General features: G+C 36.7%; 19 protein-coding genes and 1 pseudogene. 19 read left to right on the top strand and 1 reads right to left on the bottom strand.

What is annotated here, in order from left to right:
- Positions 1 to 59 precede the first annotated feature (59 nt).
- Both hbs and GSM_RS03505 read left to right on the top strand, forming a co-directional pair.
- Entirely contained in the window at positions 60 to 335 is a 276-nt protein-coding gene (hbs, locus tag GSM_RS03510) for a non-specific DNA-binding protein Hbs (RefSeq protein WP_004563421.1), read from the top strand.
- 197 nt (positions 336 to 532) lie between these two features.
- The gene (locus tag GSM_RS03505; protein WP_004563422.1) at positions 533 to 1798 is read left to right on the top strand and encodes a tetratricopeptide repeat protein; all 1266 of its coding nucleotides are present in this window, start codon (positions 533 to 535) and stop codon (positions 1796 to 1798) included.
- A gap of 482 nt (positions 1799 to 2280) precedes the next feature.
- Here GSM_RS03505 and GSM_RS03500 read toward each other — a convergent pair whose 3' ends face one another.
- Positions 2281 to 3168: a YitT family protein gene (locus tag GSM_RS03500; RefSeq protein ID WP_004563423.1), complete on the bottom strand. Its 888-nt coding sequence runs from the start codon at positions 3166 to 3168 to the stop codon at positions 2281 to 2283.
- Between the two features lie 170 nt (positions 3169 to 3338).
- Here GSM_RS03500 and dapB point away from each other — a divergent pair, with 170 nt between their 5' ends.
- The 17 genes and pseudogenes from dapB to hslU all read left to right on the top strand — a co-directional run bounded on the left by dapB (position 3339) and on the right by hslU (position 20991).
- The gene (gene dapB, locus GSM_RS03495; protein WP_004563424.1) at positions 3339 to 4127 is read left to right on the top strand and encodes a 4-hydroxy-tetrahydrodipicolinate reductase; all 789 of its coding nucleotides are present in this window, start codon (positions 3339 to 3341) and stop codon (positions 4125 to 4127) included.
- Positions 4124 to 5335 (top strand): CCA tRNA nucleotidyltransferase, encoded by a 1212-nt coding sequence (locus tag GSM_RS03490; protein WP_004563425.1) that lies wholly within the window; start codon positions 4124 to 4126, stop codon positions 5333 to 5335. Before dapB ends, GSM_RS03490 begins: the two co-directional genes overlap by 4 nt.
- Before the next feature lie 15 nt (positions 5336 to 5350).
- On the top strand, positions 5351 to 7249 hold the full coding sequence (locus GSM_RS03485; protein WP_010077816.1) for an ABC-F family ATP-binding cassette domain-containing protein: 1899 nt from the start codon (positions 5351 to 5353) through the stop codon (positions 7247 to 7249).
- Positions 7250 to 7271: 22 nt separating this feature from the next.
- The gene (locus tag GSM_RS03480) at positions 7272 to 8228 is read left to right on the top strand and encodes a thymidylate synthase (RefSeq protein WP_003690261.1); all 957 of its coding nucleotides are present in this window, start codon (positions 7272 to 7274) and stop codon (positions 8226 to 8228) included.
- A 22-nt stretch (positions 8229 to 8250) separates the two neighbouring features.
- On the top strand, positions 8251 to 8754 hold the full coding sequence (locus tag GSM_RS03475) for a dihydrofolate reductase (RefSeq protein WP_003690263.1): 504 nt from the start codon (positions 8251 to 8253) through the stop codon (positions 8752 to 8754).
- A gap of 330 nt (positions 8755 to 9084) precedes the next feature.
- Positions 9085 to 10032 (top strand): SGNH/GDSL hydrolase family protein, encoded by a 948-nt coding sequence (locus GSM_RS03470; protein ID WP_003690265.1) that lies wholly within the window; start codon positions 9085 to 9087, stop codon positions 10030 to 10032.
- Positions 10032 to 10658, top strand: coding sequence for a YpmS family protein (locus GSM_RS03465; RefSeq protein WP_003690266.1), 627 nt, complete (start codon positions 10032 to 10034; stop codon positions 10656 to 10658). The genes GSM_RS03470 and GSM_RS03465 overlap by 1 nt, the downstream gene beginning before the upstream one ends.
- Positions 10659 to 10669: 11 nt before the next feature.
- Positions 10670 to 10894 carry a YozE family protein gene (locus GSM_RS03460; protein WP_003690268.1) on the top strand — a complete coding sequence of 75 codons (225 nt, stop codon included), beginning with the start codon at positions 10670 to 10672 and terminating at the stop codon, positions 10892 to 10894.
- A gap of 26 nt (positions 10895 to 10920) precedes the next feature.
- A pseudogene (locus tag GSM_RS13955) lies at positions 10921 to 12415 on the top strand (S41 family peptidase).
- Between the two features lie 298 nt (positions 12416 to 12713).
- On the top strand, positions 12714 to 13259 hold the full coding sequence (gene lepB, locus GSM_RS03450) for a signal peptidase I (protein ID WP_003690272.1): 546 nt from the start codon (positions 12714 to 12716) through the stop codon (positions 13257 to 13259).
- Positions 13260 to 13285: 26 nt separating this feature from the next.
- The gene (gene ylqF, locus GSM_RS03445; RefSeq protein ID WP_003690274.1) at positions 13286 to 14146 is read left to right on the top strand and encodes a ribosome biogenesis GTPase YlqF; all 861 of its coding nucleotides are present in this window, start codon (positions 13286 to 13288) and stop codon (positions 14144 to 14146) included.
- Entirely contained in the window at positions 14136 to 14903 is a 768-nt protein-coding gene (rnhB, locus tag GSM_RS03440; RefSeq protein ID WP_003690276.1) for a ribonuclease HII, read from the top strand. The genes ylqF and rnhB overlap by 11 nt, the downstream gene beginning before the upstream one ends.
- A gap of 43 nt (positions 14904 to 14946) precedes the next feature.
- On the top strand, positions 14947 to 15816 hold the full coding sequence (gene dprA / locus GSM_RS03435; protein ID WP_003690278.1) for a DNA-processing protein DprA: 870 nt from the start codon (positions 14947 to 14949) through the stop codon (positions 15814 to 15816).
- A gap of 78 nt (positions 15817 to 15894) precedes the next feature.
- Positions 15895 to 17997, top strand: coding sequence for a type I DNA topoisomerase (gene topA, locus GSM_RS03430; RefSeq protein ID WP_003690280.1), 2103 nt, complete (start codon positions 15895 to 15897; stop codon positions 17995 to 17997).
- A 90-nt stretch (positions 17998 to 18087) separates the two neighbouring features.
- Entirely contained in the window at positions 18088 to 18987 is a 900-nt protein-coding gene (gene xerC, locus GSM_RS03425; protein WP_003690281.1) for a tyrosine recombinase XerC, read from the top strand.
- A 22-nt stretch (positions 18988 to 19009) separates the two neighbouring features.
- On the top strand, positions 19010 to 19555 hold the full coding sequence (gene hslV, locus GSM_RS03420; RefSeq protein ID WP_010077815.1) for an ATP-dependent protease subunit HslV: 546 nt from the start codon (positions 19010 to 19012) through the stop codon (positions 19553 to 19555).
- Between the two features lie 20 nt (positions 19556 to 19575).
- Positions 19576 to 20991 (top strand): ATP-dependent protease ATPase subunit HslU, encoded by a 1416-nt coding sequence (gene hslU, locus GSM_RS03415; protein ID WP_003690293.1) that lies wholly within the window; start codon positions 19576 to 19578, stop codon positions 20989 to 20991.
- Positions 20992 to 21006: the final 15 nt, after the last annotated feature.

Below are 21006 nucleotides of genomic sequence, written 5' to 3'. Positions count from 1 at the left end.
TTACGCCAACGGATATTTAATTATCTGTGCCTATTTCTTCGTATGAGGAGGTGAAACACATGGCAAACAAAGCACAATTAATCGAAACAGTTGCAACAAAGACAGGTTTAACAAAAAAAGATGCAACTACTGCTGTTGACGCAGTTTTTGAAACAATTCAAGCTACATTGGCAGAAGGCGAAAAGGTTCAATTGATCGGATTTGGTAACTTCGAAGTGCGTGAACGTGCAGCTCGTAAGGGTCGTAACCCACAAACTGGTAAGGAAATTCAAATTCCTGCAAGCAAAGTACCTGCATTTAAACCAGGTAAAGCTTTAAAAGATGCTGTTAAATAAGCATTAAGCATTAATACTTATTTGTCAGGAGCTGTATCAAAACTAATGTTTTGTTACAGTTCTTTTTTTGTTAAAATATAGCAACCAATCTTGTGTATGTAGTATAAAGCTTTGTTTAATTGCCGTGTCTTCACAGTCTTATTTTATAGTTTTCTACACTGGATTTATTAAATGAATAGATAAAAAAAGGGGAATTTATGAATCGTTATGAAGATGTAATTAGTTTAATTGAAGATGGAAATATTGAAAAAGCGACCCAAGTTTTTGGACAGGTCCTCAAAGAAGCAGATCCGGACGACATTTATAGCCTAGCAGAGGAATTATATATGCTGGGGTTTTCTGATTTTGCAGAAAAGGCCTATAAGTCTCTTTTGATCAAGTTTCCAGATGAAGATATTTTGCGTGTACAACTGGCAGACCTTGCAGTCAGTGATGGTCATGATGATGAGGCACTTGAATATTTATCCGCAGTTAAGCCAGATTCTGATGCATATGTAAATTCACTTTTGGTTGCAGCAGATTTGTATCAGACGCAAGGATTGCTAGAAGTCAGTGAAAATAAACTTCTCGAGGCATTGAAGATTGCTCCGAATGAAGAGGCAGTTATTTTTGGGCTAGCTGAGTTTTACTTTAATACCAAGAAATTTGGCAAAGCGATTGAATTGTATCTTACATTGGTCAGGTTGGGATTTACTCAGTTGGCAGGTGTTTCAATGGTCCAGCGACTTGGGCAGGCATATGCAGAGGTCGGTAAGTTTGAGCAGGCACTAGGATACTTCGAACAATTAGAGGACGAACAGATTAGTCCTGATACACGTTTTCAGATCGCATTTACGCAGCTTCAAGTCAAAAATTACGAAGATGCCATTGAGAATTTCAAAAAACTAAAAAAGGATAATAAAGATTACACAACACTGTATCCATTTTTAGCGACTGCATATGAACAAATGGGATTTTTGCAAGATGCACTTGAGACACTTCAAGAGGGGTTGCGGGTGGATCAATATAACGTTAAATTATATGAGAAGGCCAGCTCGGTTTCTTTGAAATTGCAGCAGCCTGAAGAAGCACAAGAATATCTAGAAAAAGCTCTTGAGCTGGAACCAGACAGCTTGACATTAGTAATTGAACTCAGCAATTTACTAGTTAGCCGTCAAAAGTATCAAGAAACAATTGATTTTTTAAGTTCATTTGTTCAAAATGACGAGATAGATCCTCAAATTTATTGGAATTTAGGTAAGTCATACGGTGCATTAGATAATGATGAATTAGCACTCAAATACTATCAAGCTGCAAGTCGAGTATATGACGATAATCCAACATTTCTCAGAGAATTTGCTATTTTAAATAGACGTGTTGGAAATCTTGAAGAGGCTCGTCAAAATGTTGCTCTTTATCTTAAGCTTGTACCTGATGATTTGGAAATGCAGAATTTTGAAGATGAATTACTTGAAGATTTTTAGTATTAAAAGTATTAATTATTACTACAAAAAAGTCTAAATTATTCATAGTTATTTTTATATAGCAAGAAGATAACTAATAATATTATGTTTTTTTATACAAAAGTATATTGATTTTAATTTCCAATAGCGCATATTCTTTAAGTCTAACTGTCACAAATACCGGCAAATCTAATAAAAAAAGTGATATGTTTGTTCAAAGTTGGTAGTTTCTCAAAAAAATTTACTTTGAATGTAGTTTTTTGCGGTATCAACAGCTATCACATCCTTTTATATTCTTGGCTAAGATGTCATTTTTTGTTGTGAGCAATAGATATAGATAATTTGTAATTAAGAAAAGAATGGTTTACAAGTCAGGCGAAAACTTTGACTTGTAAACCATGTTTGTGTAAATCAAAAGCCAAATCAAAATTTTGCTTTTGATCCAGCCTTAAAATATTTCTTATGTCATTAATTTCAAGAGCTAATTGATAATGATCAGGTTCTTATTTTTTTAATTTAAAAATTCTTTTTTTCGGCACAGAGTAGCTGAAACCTTCGCCGAAAACTTCGTTTACTGTTAGAACAGAAACAAATGCTTTTTCATCATATTTAGCGACAATATGTTTTAAAGTCATCAATTCACTTGGACTGACAACACAATAAATTGCCTGTCTTGTCTCATTTGAATATGCACCTGTTGCCTGTAAGTGGCTCACACCACGTTCCAAAACATCCATAATATCTTTCGTAATCTTTTCATATTGATTACTCATTATAATGACCCCGCGTGCGGTATATGCACCCTCAAGAGTGAAGTTGACAATCTTTGAGAAGACATAAGATGCCAGCAGGGTGTACATCATTCTCCTGATATCAACGTAACTTAACGAAGCGGTCAGAACAATGCAGTCAAGTATTAATAAAGTTCGACCCATCGCAACACCTTGTTTTTTCTCCAAAATTCGTGCAACAATATCTGCACCACCCGTTGTGCCACCAAATCGATAGACAATTCCCGAGCCAATTCCTCCAAGCACACCGGCCAGTATTCCGGCAATAAACAAATCATGGTGGATGTTAATTGAAAATGGTAGTCTTTGCCATAGCCAGATAAAGACTGAAAGTGAAAGAGTGCCATAAACAGTATAAATAAGTGCTTTTTTCCCTAGGTATTTGTAGCCGATGACTACTAAAGGTATATTAATTGCAAGTGTTGAAAAAGCAGGATCAATATGCAGCCAGTAGCGGGTAATGAGTGAAATACCTGTTACACCGCCTTCGGCCAGGTTATTACTTATGTTAATCATCACGAAACCAAAAGCATACATCCCGCAGCCAAAAGCAATCATAATAAAGTCAACCAAGCGAACTTTTGAATCAGTTGAATACATCTTTTTCCCTCCAAGAACTTAGTATCTTTTAAGAGCATAACATAATTTTTGTCAAAATAGCTCTTCACTGAGCACTTGTTAAGCAGAATTTCATTATTCTTGCAGATGCAGGCAAAGCAACAATCTGTTAGAATAAATAGGAATAAACAAAATTGAAGAGGATGATAAATATGGTTAAGATTTTAGTAGCTGGATTTAAAGGACGTATGGGCAACACAACTACAAAAATGGTTTTAGAGAATGCAGATTTTGAATTGACTGGTGTATATGATCCAAACGCATCTGAAAAAAATCTCAATGAATTATCTGATTTTAAAAATGAAGATGTACCAGCTTATACTAAATTAGCGGATATTGATGTGAACTCAATTGATGTTTGGATAGATTTCACATCTCCAGCTTCAGTGTATGAAAATGCTAAATTTGCTCTCTTACACGATATCTCGCCAGTTATCGGTACAACTGGTCTGGCCGATGATCAAGTTGCTGAACTAAAAGAAATTGCAAAGAAAAATAAGGTTGGTGGATTGATTGCGCCAAATTTTGGAATCTCTGCCGTTCTTTTGATGCAATTTGCACAACAAGCTGCTAAGTACTTTCCAGATGTAGAAATAATTGAGATGCATCATGACAAGAAGCTGGACGCACCAAGTGGTACAGCATTAAATACTGCGAAATTAATTTCTGAAGTTCGTAAGCAAAAAATCCAAGGTAATCCTGAAGAAAAAGAGAGCCTGATTGGGGCACGCGGAGCTGATTATGAAGGAATGCGTATTCATAGTGTTCGTTTGCCAGGTTATGTTGCACACGAACAGGTATTATTTGGCGGACAAGGTGAGGCCTTAACAATAAGACAAGATTCATTTGATCGTATCTCATTCATGTCGGGTGTTGCAGTAGCTGCGAAGAAGATAGGAGACTATGATGAATTGCTTGTAGGACTTGAGAATCTCCTATGAAATTAATTAAGTTACCCCTTGAATTTCAAAAGGCTCGAATTATTCTTGAAAAGATTCACAATGCTGGATTTGAAGCTTATTTTGTGGGGGGCAGTGTTCGTGATACTTTATTAGGTTTGCCATTGCATGATGTTGATATTGCTACAAGTGCCTATCCAGCTGAGATTAAGCAAATATTTAGAAAAACGGTGGATACTGGTATTGAACACGGAACTGTGACAGTCCTTGACCACGGCGATGACTATGAAGTGACTACTTTCAGAACTGAGTCGACCTATCAAGATTACAGAAGACCTGATAGTGTTCAATTTGTTCGTTCACTTAAGGATGATCTTAAGCGCAGGGATTTAACTATCAATGCTTTGGCGCTCAGCCTTAATGGCGAGATTATTGACTTATTTGGTGGGCTTGAGGACTTGAAGAAAGGCCTAATAAAGGCTGTTGGAAATCCTAATGAAAGGTATCATGAAGATGCTTTGCGAATGATGCGAACCGTTCGCTTTGCGAGTCAGCTTGATTTTGAAATTGAAACAACTACATTGGAAGCAGTTACCAATAATGCACACTTACTTGAGAAAATTGCAGTTGAGAGAATTAACGTTGAATGGATAAAGCTACTTTTGGGTAAGAATCCTAAAAAGGGTATAGTTGGATTCCTTGATACAAAACTTTTTGTTTACTGTCCACTATTTAATACAATGGAACAAGTACTCAAGACTATGCTTTCACTTGAGCAATTACATTTTAGTGATGATGTTGCGGCCTGGACGCTTTTCTGTTATCTGGCACTGAATGACCATAAGCAGATAAGAAAGCTATTAAAAGCATGGAAATGTTCTAATGAGTTGATAGCAAATGTTCAAAGCTGTTTTTCAGCGCTTGAACTACTCAAAACTAACCAATTTAATGCATGGAATTTGTATACACTTGGATTGCCAGCATTTGAGACGGCTAATTTGGTTGCAAATATGCTAGGATTTGCAAGAGATATTGCAGCTATTCAGAGTAATTATGAATCTTTGCCAATTAAAAATAAAAAAGAATTAGCTGTTAACGGTGGGAACTTGATCAAGGATCTGCAGTTTACCCCGGGACCGTTGCTAGGCAAGGTTTTAGCAGAGATTGAAAAACAAGTAGTGTGTGGCAAACTAAAAAATGAGTTGGCTTCATTAGAAAAAGCAGCACTAAAAATCAAGAATAATCAATAGCGAAAGAGTGGGAAAATGCAGACATTACGTGTTGAAAATTTGAGTAAAACTTACGGTGAAAAAACACTTTTTGAAAACCTTAATTTCTTAATCAATGAACATGACAGAATAGGGCTGATCGGGACTAATGGTTCTGGGAAAACATCACTTTTAAATGTTTTAACGGGAGAAGACGGTGCGGACAGCGGAGAATTGATCGCACCGAATAATTATCGAATTAGTTATTTGAAACAAATTCCCGAATTAGATGAAAATGCAACGGTGATGGACGCGATCTTTGAAGGAGCTGCTCCGATTTTTAAAACTATTCGTGACTATGAAGATGCTGTGACTGTTTATGGTCAGAATCCGAATGATTCTAAAGCCCAGCGGCGATATGATAATGCCGAGGCAGCTATGAATCGCGAAGATGCATGGAGTGCTGAGAGTGATGTGAAAACAATTCTTAGTCAGCTTCATTTGAATCAACTTGACGTTGCAATTAAAACTCTTTCTGGCGGGCAGAAAAAACGTGTTGGGCTAGCACAGGTTTTGATTCAAGCACCTGATTTGCTCGTGCTGGATGAACCGACCAACCACCTTGATTTTGACTCGATTAACTGGCTGCAAGATTACCTAGTGAGCTACAAAGGAGCACTACTTGTAGTTACGCATGATCGTTATTTTTTGGATCAGATTGCCACACAGATTTTGGAATTGTCCTTTGGAAGTCTTTATCCATATAAGGGCAATTATCAAGACTATGTTGAACAAAAAGCGCAGCGAGTTCAAAGAGAAGCTGACTCTGAACATAAACAGCAGCAATTATATAAAAAAGAACTGGCTTGGATGAGAACTGGTGCAAGAGCCCGAACAACTAAGCAACAAGCCCGAATTAATAGCTTCAATGAACTTGAGGAAAATCTGAAAGTAACTAAAGACGATGGCGCTGTCGATATTTCCTTAGGACAGCAGCGACTTGGCAAGAAGGTCATTGAATTGAAAAATGCATCATTGTCGATTGCCAATCATGTAATTATGCGAGACTTTAGTTTGTTGGTCCAAGCTGGAGATCGAATTGGAATTACAGGGGCTAATGGTGCAGGAAAATCAAGCTTTCTAAATGCATTAGCAGGAGATCTACCACTTGATGCAGGTCTCCTAGAAATTGGGGAAACAGTTAGAATTGCTTATTATCGGCAGCAGACTGAGCCGATTCCTGAGGATAAGCGGTTGATTAGTTATCTCAACGAAGTTGCCCAGAGTGTAACTGATAAGCATGGTGTACAATTAAGCACAACGCAGCTTCTAGAACAGTTTTTATTTCCAAGATTTATGCACGGAACACTGATTCGAAAGCTTTCAGGCGGTGAAAAACGCAGACTGTATTTGCTGAAACTATTGATGAGCGAACCAAATGTCTTGATATTAGATGAACCAACAAATGATTTGGATATCGCTACATTGACGGTTTTGGAAGACTATGTAAGCAATTTTAATGGGACTGTGATTACTGTTTCTCATGACCGGTATTTCCTTGATAAAGTTGCTACAAACCTATTAATTTTTAAAGGCAGCGGAGTGATTGAGCGTTTTACGGGTGAGTTTACAGACTATCTAAGTCAGCATAGTGACTTTGAGAAGCAGCAGAACACGAATCGCAAAGAACAAGTTCAACTTGATGAAAAGAATGCTGTCCCTGCTAAAAAAGAAAAGAAAAAATTAACATACGCTGAAAAAATTGAATTTGAAAAAATTGAAGATTTGATTGATAATTTAGAAAGTGAAAAAGAACAATTGACTGAAACAATGAACAATACGGATGGAACCAACTATGGTGAATTAGCTGATTTACAGCGGCAAATAGATGAACATGATCAGTTGATTGATGAAAAAATGGCACGTTGGGAATATCTAAGTCAATTTGAGCAATAATTTGAATAACGGAGGAATATTTATGGCAATCTTGGAAACTCCATACTTACAACTTATAAATGATATTCTAGAAAAGGGACATCAAAAAGATGATCGGACTGGTACAGGTACCAAGAGTCTTTTCGGATATCAGATGCGCTTCGATCTAAGCCGTGGCTTTCCTCTTTTAACAACTAAGAAGGTGGCATTTGGTCTCATAAAAAGTGAATTATTATGGTTTTTACGTGGTGATACCAATATACGTTTCTTATTGCAGCATAAGAATCATATCTGGGATGAATGGGCATTCAAGAAATGGATTGAAAGTGATGAATATTCAGGACCAGACATGACAGATTTTGGTAGAAGAGCACTTATTGATGCTGATTTTGCAGCAGCTTACAAGGAACAGAAAAAGATTTTCTGTGATCGTATTCTAGCCGATGACGAATTTTCTGCAAAATACGGTAATTTAGGCGATGTTTATGGAGCTCAGTGGCGTCACTGGAAGACAAGAGGTGGTCAAGTTATTGATCAGATTCAGAACGTAATTGATGGCATTAGAAACACGCCAGATTCACGAAGATTAATTGTATCTGCTTGGAATCCAGAAGATGTACCGAATAGCGCACTCCCACCGTGTCATACCCTGTTCCAATTCTACGTTGTTGATGGAAAATTGAGTTGTCAGCTTTATCAACGTAGTGCGGATGTCTTTTTAGGAGTTCCATTCAACATTGCAAGTTATGCATTATTAACGTATTTGATTGCCCATGAGACTGGGCTTGAGGTTGGTGAATTTGTGCATACTTTGGGAGATGCACATATTTACAATAATCATGTTGGACAGATTAAAGAGCAGTTAGCACGTACACCCAAAGATTCACCAACTCTCTGGCTGAATCCTGATAAGAATAGCATCTTTGATTTTGAGATGTCTGATATCAAGGTGGAAGGTTACGATCCTGCACCAGCAATCAAAGCACCAGTTGCAGTGTAATTAATTATCTGAGGTGGATAAAATGTTAGCATATATTTGGGCAGAAGATGAGCAGCACCATATTGGGATAGATGGTCACTTACCATGGTCATTACCTGCTGATTTAGCATATTTCAAGGTTGTAACAAAAAATCATCCGATTGTTATGGGACGCAGAACATTTGATAGTTTTCCTGGATTCTTGCCAAAAAGACATCATTATGTTTTAACCAGATCGGCTGTTTTTGGTGATAAATACAAGGATGATAGTCGAATAACCGTTGTAAACAATATCGAAAATTTAAAAAAGATACTTAAACAAGAAGATAGTGATGTTTTCATCATTGGGGGTGCATCCCTTTTTGCTGAATTTGCGGATACAGTTGATCTCTTATATGTGACGCGTATTAAAGGAAAGTTTCCAGGAGATACAACTATGCCTGAACTTCAGATGGATGATTTTGAATTAATCAAAAAAGTGTCTGGAACGGTTGATGAACGGAATAAGTTTCCTCATGTTTTTGAAGTTTACCAAAGAAAAGCATAGAAAAGCGGCTCGAAAATGGGACATGAGAAGTACGGTGTCATGCGCTATAGATAGCTCAAATTTAGACGAAATTTTTGACTTATGACAAGCATTTAAAACATGTAAAATAAAGGGATTAGGCCAGAATTTAATTTTTGACTAATTCCTTTATTTTTTAATCAAATATTAGGGGAATAATGTGCTGCTTTTATTGAACTGAAATAACCATAATGAATTTTAGCAAAAAATAGTAAAAATATATTAAACACAAAATGATTTTATGAAATATTGAAAGAACTTTGTTATAATTGTCTCATTTAAATTTCTTTAATTGTTAGAAAGGATGCTTTTTTGAATAAAATTATAAAAAATCTTGTTCCCGTTATTGTTTGCTGTATCTTAGGACTTATTTTTTATTTAATACTCTCCTTTTCTTTTGGCTCAAATAATATGAAAGTTAATAAGACTGCCGACTCAAGTTCGAAACAAGTAGTAAGAAAGCAGACTAAACAAAAGAAGAATATCAAGTTAGTTGCATTGGGAGATTCATTAACACAAGGAGTAGGAGATTCCACTAATAAAGGCGGCTATGTCCACCTGATCCAAGAAAAACTAAAGAAGAAAAACAAATTAAATGTCTCGACTGAAAATTTTGGTAAGGCTGGGGATCGTAGTGACCAGATATTAGCACGGCTTAAAAAGAATGAGGACATGCAAAAGCAGTTAAGGAGTGCTGATGTAATTGTATTAACAGTCGGCGGAAATGATTTGATGCAGACATTGCAGAAAAATTTTACATCACTGTCCTCTGATAATTTTGCTAATGTTATGGCAAGTGCAGAAAAGGTTTATACTAATAAGTTGAATAAACTGTTAAAGTCGGTAAGAACATACAATTCAGAAGCACCGGTATTTATTTATGGTGTCTATAATCCTTTCTATGTTTATTTTCCAAGACTGTCACAGTTACAAAAGTATACTAATGAGTGGAATACAGAGACTCTCAGCGTAGTTGCCAAGAAGCATGACATGTATATGGTTCAAATTAATAAACAACTGTCAGAGGGGCAGTATTTAGGCAAAACGGCACAACTCAAGACCACTACTGTCACTGATTTAGATAAACTCAGTGAAAATGAACTTACACAAGTTGCATCTAATAAAAAGGAGAAAAATAATTATTTATCGTCTGATGACCATTTTCATCCGAATTTAAAGGGGTATAATTATATGACAGGGCGACTGTATGCTGTAATGATGAGGCATAAGAAAACTTGGCTGAATGAGGTGAATAAGTAGTGAGTGAGTTGAAGCGACCAAAGAAAATAAAAAAGAAGGCCAAGATAAATTATTGGAAATGGGCTTTCGTTGTGCTAGCTGCGCTTGTTCTGGGAACTGCATTATTTGTCTATAAACAAGTAACTACACAATCTGTAGAGCAAAAAGAGGTTACTGCAAAAACTGCCAAGACCGGTAAATATACCACGATTAATGTGGAAATGAATAGAAAGCAACTGAATGGAACGATTAACTATTATTTGAAGAAACAGCAACAGAAAAATAATATTAAGTATCGTTTTTATGTCAGTGATTCGGCCGCTATCATGGTAGGAACAACGCAAATATTAGGACAAAATGTTTCATTTTCACTTTATACGACCCCAAAAGTCACAAAGGACGGTAACATTGTGTTGCTTGCAAAGGGCGTAGGGATCGGTTCTTTAAATGCTCCTCCTTCATTTATACTTAATTATGTGAAAAAGCATTATAAGCTTAACAAGGGAATTACAATTGATGCTAAACATGATAAGATTGGCCTTAATCTTAATAAGTTTGCAACAGCAAGGGGAATTAGTATCAAAGCTAAAACAATTAATCTGAAGAATAACGATTTTCATTTTACGCTCTCAATACCTTTAAAATAAGGAGGTCTTTTATGCATCGCTTGAGTTTCTACCAATATTTGATGACTGAAAGAGATCCAAATAGTCATAAGGAAGTTGCACAATTCGCAAATAACGCTTTTTACGATCAATCTTTTCCGAAGCAGTCGCAGATTTATGATGAATTATCACAGTATCTTGAATTGAATGGTAGTTATCTGCCATCAATGACTGTTTTTGATGAAGCATGGGGATTGTATCTTGATAAGATGAACTAAATAAATGTAAAGCTGAGGTAATAGAAGTGGAAAAGGAAGAAAATTCAAAAAAACAGCAAAAACAACAGCAAAAACAACAGCAAAAACAACAGCAAAAACCAAGGAAAAACAGACGCAAATACAGCCTATTAACTTTGATTCTAACTAGTTTGGTAACATTGTTAATTGGTGGCGGAGTTGTTTTTTATTACATGAATCAAAAATTAGTAGCTGCAACTGAAACCAGTCAAGCAATGAGTAAGATTGAAACAGTTTTTTCATCGCTTTACAGTGGTTACTACAAGTCTGTTAGTAAGCAAAAACTTGAAAATGGTGCACTAACGGGGATGGTAAATGCACTTGGTGACCCATTTACAGACTATATGTCTAAAGATGAAACTGAGTCATTGAATAATACCATTTCAAGTAGTTTTACAGGAATTGGTGCTGAGGTCCAAAAGAAGGGGGATTACGTTCAGATAATCGCCCCAATCAAGGGTACTCCTGCTAAAAAAAGCTGGTTTGCAAGCCGATGATATTATCTTGAAGATTGACGGCAAGTCAATTAAGGGCTACTCATTGAGTAAAGCAATTTCATTAATCAGAGGTAAAAAAGGAACAAGTGTCACATTAACTATCAAACGTGGTGATTCAACCTTTACCAAGAAATTAACTAGAGCGACAATTCCGGTTGAAACGGTGACAGGTCACCTTCTTAAGAATAATAAGACAATTGGATATATTCAGGTTTCGACTTTCTCTGAAAAAACAGCTTCTGAATTCAAAGCTGAAATTAAGAGTTTGCGTAAGCAAGGGGCCAAATCCTTCGTGATTGATATGCGTGATAATCCTGGTGGTTTGATGGATCAAGCACTTAAGATGTCTTCGATGTTTGTAAAAAATGGTAAGACAATTCTACAAGTTCAACAACGTGGTCAAGAGGCACAAGTGTATAAAGCTGGCAAGAAGTATGACAAAGGCTTCAAAGTCAATGAAAAGACAGTTGTCCTAATCAATAGTGGTAGTGCTAGTGCTGCTGAGATTTTCTCTGCTGCCTTGAATCAATCGGCTAATATTAAATTGATTGGTACTAAGTCATATGGTAAAGGTACTGTTCAAACAACTCTGCCTTTTACTGATAAAACAGAGCTCAAGATGACTATTGCAAAATGGTTGACACCAAATGGTTCTTGGATCAATCACAAAGGATTGCAACCTACTATTAAGGCTGATTATCCAAGTTATGCCTATCAAACAGCTATTAATACGAAGAAGACATATAAGCAGGGCGAGGTTTCTGGTCAAATCAAGAAAGCACAAGTTCTTTTAAATGCTTTGAATTATAGTGTGGGTTCAGCAAATGGTTATTATGGCGATTCAACAGTTGCCGCTGTGAAGAAATTTCAGACAGACAACAAGCTGACTGTTAATGGTAATATGGATAAAGAAACTATCAACAAACTTGAAGAATTAGCGGCTGAAAAAGTTTCTGATAGTGACAATGCGCTTAAAGCAGCTATTTCTCAACTTAGTGGTAATTAATTTTAAGATTAATAACTATGACGAATTGGCATTTTGATATTCTATTAATGTTTTAAACGACAGCGACTTATCTCATTGGGATGGGTCGTTGTTTTCGTTTTGTAATAAATAGGTAGTAACGACCCTATTATTTATTACTAAGAACCTTTTAATTTTAACCACATTTTTTAGATAGTTTTCTAAACAATACTCGCGCAATCTCATTTTTTTTGTTAAAGTTAAGAAAGATAAGATCCCGATAGAAATGTAGTTAACTAAATGCAAGTAGAAGAACAGCTAAATTGTTGGAGGGAAAGTTTTGAGACGCTTTATAAAAAGATTTCATTGGAGCTATTGGATTTTACTTACATCAATTGCAGTTCTTGTTGCGCTTTTTATCAGATCATTCCTAATCACGCCACTTCAAATTGATGGTAACTCAATGGAACCAACACTTCAATCAAAAGAAGAAGCTCTTGTGATGAACCTCGGGAAGATACATCGCTTTGATGTAGTCATTATCAGAATGCCTAACGGTGAGACATATATCAAAAGAGTCATCGGAATGCCAGGGGATCGTTTATCATATAAAAATGATGTGCTGCGTATAAACGGTAGACCAGTCAAAGAGAATTTCTTAAAGAAGATACTCGCTACCAAACATCAACCGTATACATCTGATTTTACCTTGAAGGAACTAACTGGGGAATCGAAAATACCTAAGAATGAATATTTTGTACTCGGTGATAATCGGCGAATAAGCAAAGATTCACGTACTTTTGGTCCAGTCAAAGACAGTTGGATCAAAGGGCGAGCAATCATCGTTTATTGGCCGCTGAATAGGATTCAGTGGATCGGACATTAGTTGATATTGAAAGGACTAAATTAATTATGGCAACAATACAATGGTTTCCAGGACACATGGCTAAGGCCTTGCGTCAAGTAAAAGAAAATATAAAACAAGTTGATATTGTGCTTGAACTTGTTGACGCACGATTACCAGAGTCGTCGCGCAATCCACAATTAGCCCAGATTCTTCAAAATAAACCAAGTATTTTGGTGTTAACAAAAAAAGATTTAGCAGATTCGCAGACTACTGCTGGTTGGGTTAGATATTATGAATCACAAAAGCAACCAGCAATTGCTGTTAATAGCACAACAGGCAGTTTAAAAATTATTGAAGAAAAAATAAAACAAGTTCTTGCTGATAAAATAGCGTTGCAGGCACAGAAAGGAATATTGCATAAGCGTATTAAGGTAATGTGTATTGGTATTCCAAATGTTGGTAAATCAACATTACTTAATCATTTGGTTAAGAAAAATGTAGCTCAAGTTGGTAATCGCCCTGGTGTCACAAAGTCACAGCAATGGCTCAAAGCTGGAAAAGACATGTTGTTGTTGGATACTCCAGGAATTTTATGGCCAAAATTCGAGGATCCAATGATTGGTAAAAAGTTGGCATTAACTGGTGCAATCAAAGAAACTTTGTATGCTAAGGATGATATCGCACTGTATCTGCTTGAACATTTTTGTCAGTTTGCCCCTGCAAATCTTAAAGAATACTATAAATTGACAGATAGTGATCTATCACTATCGACAGTAGATTTGTTACTATTGATAACTAAAAAGATTGGTTTTAAAGATGATTATGATAGGGCAAGTGAAAGAATGATATTGGAGTGTCGTAAGGGCAAGTTGGGTAGATACACACTTGATACAGTACCAGAAAGTACTCAAAGATATGATGGATAAGAGAAAATCAATTAATGAAATAAAGAGGTTAATCACTGTTGATCCCAATCAAGAATTGTTGCGAGAATTAGCCAGTGATGATCGCAAAGGTGTGCAAAATTTATTAGCACAATATAGGAAGCATGAACTCAATAAACAAGCAGCGCTAGAGGCATTCAAGAAACGTTTTAGCTATGAACGAGCTTTTTGGCAAGAAGGAAAGCAGTTAGTTTGTGGGATTGATGAAGTTGGACGTGGACCACTAGCTGGGCCTGTTGTAGCAGCGGCTGTTATTTTGCCACATGATTTTGGGCTTGTTGAGGTTAATGATTCGAAGCAATTAACGAAAAAAACAAGAGAAAGACTATATAGTCAGATTATTGAGCAGGCGCTTGGCGTTTCTATTGGACTTTGTGATAATTATGAGATAGATACTGTCAACATTTATCAGGCTGCACGGATTGCAATGCTAAAGGCAGTTAATGGACTTTCACGTAAACCACAACAACTAATTATTGATGCAATGAACATTGATTCTTCAATTGAACAATTAAAGCTGATTAAGGCAGATTCAAAAAGTGTTAGTGTCGCTGCTGCGAGTATTGTTGCAAAAGTCTGGCGTGATCACTTAATGAGTTTTTATGATAATTTGTATCCAGAATATGATTTCAAGTCAAATGACGGTTATGGGACGAAAAAACACCTTGATGCGCTGAATGTATATGGTATAACACCGCTTCATCGTAGAAGTTTTGAACCAATCAAGTCCAAATTTTAATTAATTGCGTATTTTTATAGAAAACACTTTAGAGGGTGATTCTATGAAGATAAAAGAATTTATAATAAAATTGCACTTGAGTAATCTCATTAGTGCACCCAAAGTAAGAAAAATTTGTACTTGGGTGAAGGCAAATCAGGCTATTCCTGATATTAAGAAATTGGAAGAATTAGCTGAAATTACAGATTCTGAGCGTAGTTTTTTTTGGAAAAAGTTCAATTCGATTGAATTAGAACTTGCAGTTGATCGCAATTTATATCATAGTAAGGCTATTACAATAATTGATTCTGTATATCCGCAATGCTTATTGGAAAGCTACAATCCGCCAAATGTACTGTTCTATCGTGGAGATTTATCTTTGATTACAAATGATCGGAATTTGTTAGGAATTGTGGGTGCCCGTCAGAATAGTACATACTCATCGATCGTTCTTGCAAAACTGTTGCCTGCTGTTGTTGCGGATAAGATTGTAACTGTGAGTGGTTTAGCTCAAGGGGTTGATAGCCTTGTACATCTGCAGACATTTGCGGATTGCGGCAAAACAGTCGCGGTTATCGGCACTGGGTTAGATATTTTTTATCCTAGCCAAAATCGTGTTCTTCAGCAAAAAATTGCATGTGAAGGGTTGTTACTTAGTGAATATGGACTTGGCACTGGTCCAAGAAAATTTCATTTTCCTGCAAGAAATCGAATTATTGCGGGACTAGTTCAAACCCTATTAGTTGTCGAGGCAAGACATCATAGTGGCAGTCTAATCTCTGCGAATCTTGCCTTGCAAGAAAATCGCAATGTACTTGCGGTTCCTGGACCAATCAACTCGCTATTATCTGTTGGTACAAACGAGCTGATTAAGGCTGGTGCTAAACCTGTGTTAGATGCTCAAGATATTATTGAAGAATTTCGAAATACTTGACAAAGACTACGGTTATGACCTAAAATTATTAGCGATTTTTATACATTAAAAAAAGATATTAAAAAAGGAGTCTGGTAGATGCCTAAGACCCAGAAGAAAACAACAACAAAAAGAAAAGTAAAGAAAAACCTTGTAATTGTTGAGTCTCCATCAAAAGCTAAAACGATTGAAAAGTATTTAGGATCTCGATACAAGGTTATGGCCAGTTTAGGCCACATCAGAGACTTACCGAGAAGTACGATGGGGGTCGATGTTGAACACGATTATGAACCCCATTATATTTCGATACGTGGTAAAGGCGATGTTATCAAAGAATTGCGCAAAGAGGCTAAGAAAGCTGCACATGTTTATCTTGCAGCCGATCCTGATCGAGAGGGAGAAGCAATTGCGTGGCATCTTTCTTATCTATTAGGGCTAAATCCTGAAGATAAGAATCGAGTTGTTTTTAATGAAATCACTAAAGATGCAGTAAAGAATTCATTCAAAAATCCACGTGCAATTGATATGAATCTTGTGGATGCGCAGCAAGCAAGACGTGTTCTTGACCGCCTAGTAGGTTATTCTATCAGCCCAATACTTTGGGCAAAAATAAAAAAAGGATTGAGTGCAGGTCGTGTGCAGTCAATTGCTTTGAACCTGATTATTAAAAGAGAGCAAGAAATCCGTGAGTTTATACCTGAAGAGTACTGGTCGATTGATGCTCAATTTCAAGCTAGCAGGACTAAGTTCAATGCTGATTATTACGGAGTAAACGGTAAGAAAAAGGAATTGCATAACAACGATGAAGTTCAAGAAATTATGCAAAAGATTGATAAGAACAACCCGTTTAATGTGACACGGGTTGTCCCTAAAGAGCGCAAGCGATTCCCAGCACTTCCTTTTACAACAAGTACAATGCAGCAGACAGCCAATAATACGCTTAACTTTAGAACTCAAAAAACGATGATGGTTGCGCAACAGCTTTATGAAGGAATTAATATTGGAAAAGGCGGCGCAGTGGGACTAATTACCTATATGCGTACGGATTCAACCAGAATTTCTGATATTGCCAAGCACGAAGCTTCTGCTTTTATCCATGAAACTTATGGTGCAGAATATGCTGCAGTTAAACCACGCAAAGGCAAACTCGCTGAAGGTGCACAGGACGCTCATGAGGCTATCCGTCCTTCATCAGTTTTACGGACACCGGAGTCACTTTCAGCATATTTGAACAAGGATCAAATGAAGCTGTATTCATTGGTTTGGTCGCGCTTTGTAGCAAGCCAGATGACTCCGGCAATTGTTGATACAATGAGTGTTGATATTGAGCAGAATTCTGTGATGTATCGGGCAAAAGGATCAAAGATGAAGTTCCTTGGTTTTACGAAGGTTTATAGTGAGAGCAAGCGTAAAGACAACATTTTGCCAGATCTAGAAGTTGGTCAAGAAGTTAAACTAGTAACCAATCAACCTAATCAGCATTTTACTTTACCGCCTGCAAGATATACTGAAGCTACATTGATTAAAACACTTGAAGAAAATGGTGTTGGTCGTCCTTCAACCTATGCACCTACGCTAAATACTATTCAAAAGCGCTATTATGTAAAACTCGTTGCACGTAAATTTGAGTCTACTGAGTTGGGCGAAATAGTAAATAATATGATTGTTAAGTGTTTCCCGGATATCTTGAATGTTGATTTTACTGCCCAATTAGAAGGTCAGTTGGATGAGATTGAAGAAGGAAAGCAGGAATGGGTTAAAGTCATCGATAGTTTCTATCACCCCTTTGCAAAAGAGGTTGATGCTGCTGAAGAGAAAATGGCTAAAGTTAAAATTAAAGATGAACCTGCAGGTATCAACTGTGATGTTTGTGGTGCGCCCTTAGTAATTAAACTTGGTCGTTATGGTAAATTTTATGCATGCAGTCGTTTCCCTGATTGTCGTAACACAAAACCTATTACAAAGGAAATCGGAGTAGTTTGTCCAGAATGTCATAAGGGGCAGATTATCGAGCGCAAATCAAAAAAGAATCGTATTTTCTATGGATGTGACCGTTATCCCGATTGTGAGTTTGTTTCATGGGATAAGCCAGTTGGTCGTGATTGCCCTAAATGCCAGCATTACTTGGTTGAGAAAAAGACCAAAAAAGGAATGCAGGTTAAATGTAGCAATTGCGATTATCAAGAGGAAATTCAAAAATAATAATATTAGTAATTCGTAATTTTTGAATAACTCATAGGGCACACCTCCATTTTTTATGCTAAAGTTATAGCATAAGGTGGAGGTTTTTTTATGGAACAGGAATGGGTAAAAGAATTTAAACAATATTTGGCAATAGAAAGAAGATATTCTGATGATACTGTCAAAGCTTATACTGATGATTTAAAGCTCTTCAATGATTTTCTCATTAAGAATGGTGGTTCTTCATCTTTTTCACAAGTAAATCGCTTTGATGTACATGTTTTTATGAGTTTTTTGTATGATAAGCATTATCAACCATCATCAATTGCTAGAATTATTTCAAGTTTGCGCTCTTTTTACAGATTTGCGGAAAAAAACAGCTATGTTAAGAGTAATCCCTTTGCCTATGTTCAATTAAAGAGACATCCGCGTGCCTTGCCACGCTTTTTCTATGAAAAAGAAATGACGGCTCTTTTTGAAGCAACTGATGGGGATGAGCCAATTTTAATCAGGGATAAGGCGTTACTAGAAGCTCTTTATGCGACTGGAATGCGTGTCAGCGAGTGTACAGGACTAACTTTGCAAGCGGTTGATATGGAGATGCGGGCAATGTTATTGCATGGTAAAGGTAATAAAGACCGCTATGTTCCCTTTGGTACATATTGTCAAAAAGCTCTAGAAAATTACTATGTTAAGGTTCGAACACCATTGATGGCGAAATATAAAAAAGAGCATAATTTTGTATTTGTAAATCATTATGGAGATCCATTAACTGCTGCTGGTGTTACGTATATTCTAAAGAAGATTGTTAGCCGTAGCAGTTTGACCACACAGATACATCCCCATGAGCTACGTCATACTTTTGCAACACATATGATGAATAATGGTGCTGACTTGCGGGCAGTCCAAGAGCTTCTAGGACATAGCAGCTTATCCACTACGCAAATTTACACACATGTTACAAAAGAACACTTGCAACGGGACTATCGCAAGTTCTTTCCGCGAGCATGATAAAATTTAGGAGGAATATAAAATGACTGGTGTATCATTTCACGCAACAACAATTTGTGCAGTTCGCCATAATGGACATACTGCAATGGCTGGTGACGGACAGGTCACAATGGGTGAAAAAGTTATAATGAAGGGTACTGCACGCAAGGTCAGAAGAATCTACAACAATCAAGTCGTTGTTGGCTTTGCCGGAAGTGTTGCGGATGCTTTTAATTTAGAAGAACGTTTTGAAAGAAAATTAGATGAATATAGTGGTAATCTGCAGCGAGCAGCTGTTGAATTAGCCCAAGAATGGCGTAGTGACCAGGCTTTGCAAAAATTAGAAGCACTGTTAATTGTTATGAATAAAGAAGAATTATTAATGGTGTCTGGGAGTGGTGAAGTAATTGCACCAGATGATGATATCTTAGCAATCGGCTCTGGTGGTAATTTTGCCTTAGCAGCTGCTAAGGCAATGAAGGAGCGTGCTTCAACGATGTCTGCGGGCGAAATTGCTAAAGCAGCGATTAATATAGCTGGTGACATTGATATCTTTACCAATCATAATGTAATTGCAGAAGAACTTTAAGAAGAGAGAGGATCTTTTAAATGAACCCTATTGAAAAAACCCCAAAACAAATTGTTAAGGAACTCAATGCTTATGTAATTGGCCAAGATAAAGCCAAAAAGGCAATTGCAGTGGCATTACGTAACCGTTATCGTAGGATGCAGCTTTCGGGAGAAATGCAAGAGGAGATCACACCTAAGAATGTTTTGATGATTGGTCCGACTGGTGTTGGTAAAACTGAAATTGCAAGAAGGCTGGCTAAAATTGTTCAAGCTCCTTTTATAAAAGTTGAGGCAACTAAGTTTACTGAAGTCGGATATGTTGGTCGAGATGTTGAGTCAATGGTTCGTGACTTGGTAGAAGTTTCATACAAAATGGAAGCTGAGCTCCAGTTTGACAAGGTACGCTCAGAAGCTCGAGGAAATGCCAATAAACGTTTAGTAAAAATACTTGTACCAGCTATTAAAAAAAATAAGAAAGAAGGGGTGGAGGAACTAAATATCACACAAATGTTTCAAGAAATCCAAAGAGGACAGACCCCTAGCCTTGAACCTGTTCAAAAAGAGGTAGTCACAGAGAAGATTAAAAATGAGCGTCTATCTGTAAAAGAAAAGCTAAATAGGGGTTTGCTTGAGAAGCAAGAGATTACTATAGAAGTTGATGATACTTCGCGAAAAACGAAGGAATCTTCAGGATTGTTAAGCCAGGTAGGAATTGATTTGGGAGATGCTTTAAGTTCTTTGACTCCAACAAAAAGAGTTAAGCGAACCATGACTGTGGCAGAAGCACGTGAATATCTTACTCATGAGGAAGCTAAAAAACTTATTAATACTGCAGATGTTGCTGACCTTTCGATTAAACGTGCAGAAAATACGGGAATTATTTTTATCGATGAAATTGATAAGATTACGTCCAAATCACAAAGAAATAGTGGAGAGGTATCACGTGAAGGTGTTCAAAGGGATATCTTGCCTATTGTTGAAGGCTCGCAAATTCAAACAAAGTACGGTTTAATTAATACAGATCACATTTTATTTATTGCTTCAGGAGCTTTCCACGAAAGCAAACCTAGCGATTTAATTGCCGAATTGCAGGGTCGCTTCCCTATCAGAGTTGAACTTGATGAATTGAAGGCTGAAGACTTCGTTAGAATATTGACAGAGCCAAACAATGCATTGGTAAAACAGTATATTGCACTGATCGGTACAGATAATGTTAAAGTTACATTTACAATTGAAGCAATCCAAAAAATTTCCGAGATAGCATATCGTGTTAATCATGAAAATGAAAATATAGGGGCACGTAGATTGCATACGATTCTTGAAAAACTACTGGAAGATTTGTTGTTTGAGGGACCAGATATGCAGATGGGTGACATCACAATTACTGAAGCATATGTACAAAATAAGATTGGTAATATTGCGGCAGACAAGGATTTAAGTCAGTATATTCTGTAATAATCATTGAATGAA

The organism is Liquorilactobacillus mali KCTC 3596 = DSM 20444, assembly GCF_000260415.1.
GTDB lineage: Bacteria > Bacillota > Bacilli > Lactobacillales > Lactobacillaceae > Liquorilactobacillus > Liquorilactobacillus mali.
Note: the sequence above shows the minus strand (reverse complement) of the source record. Positions and strands in the feature narration are given on the sequence as shown.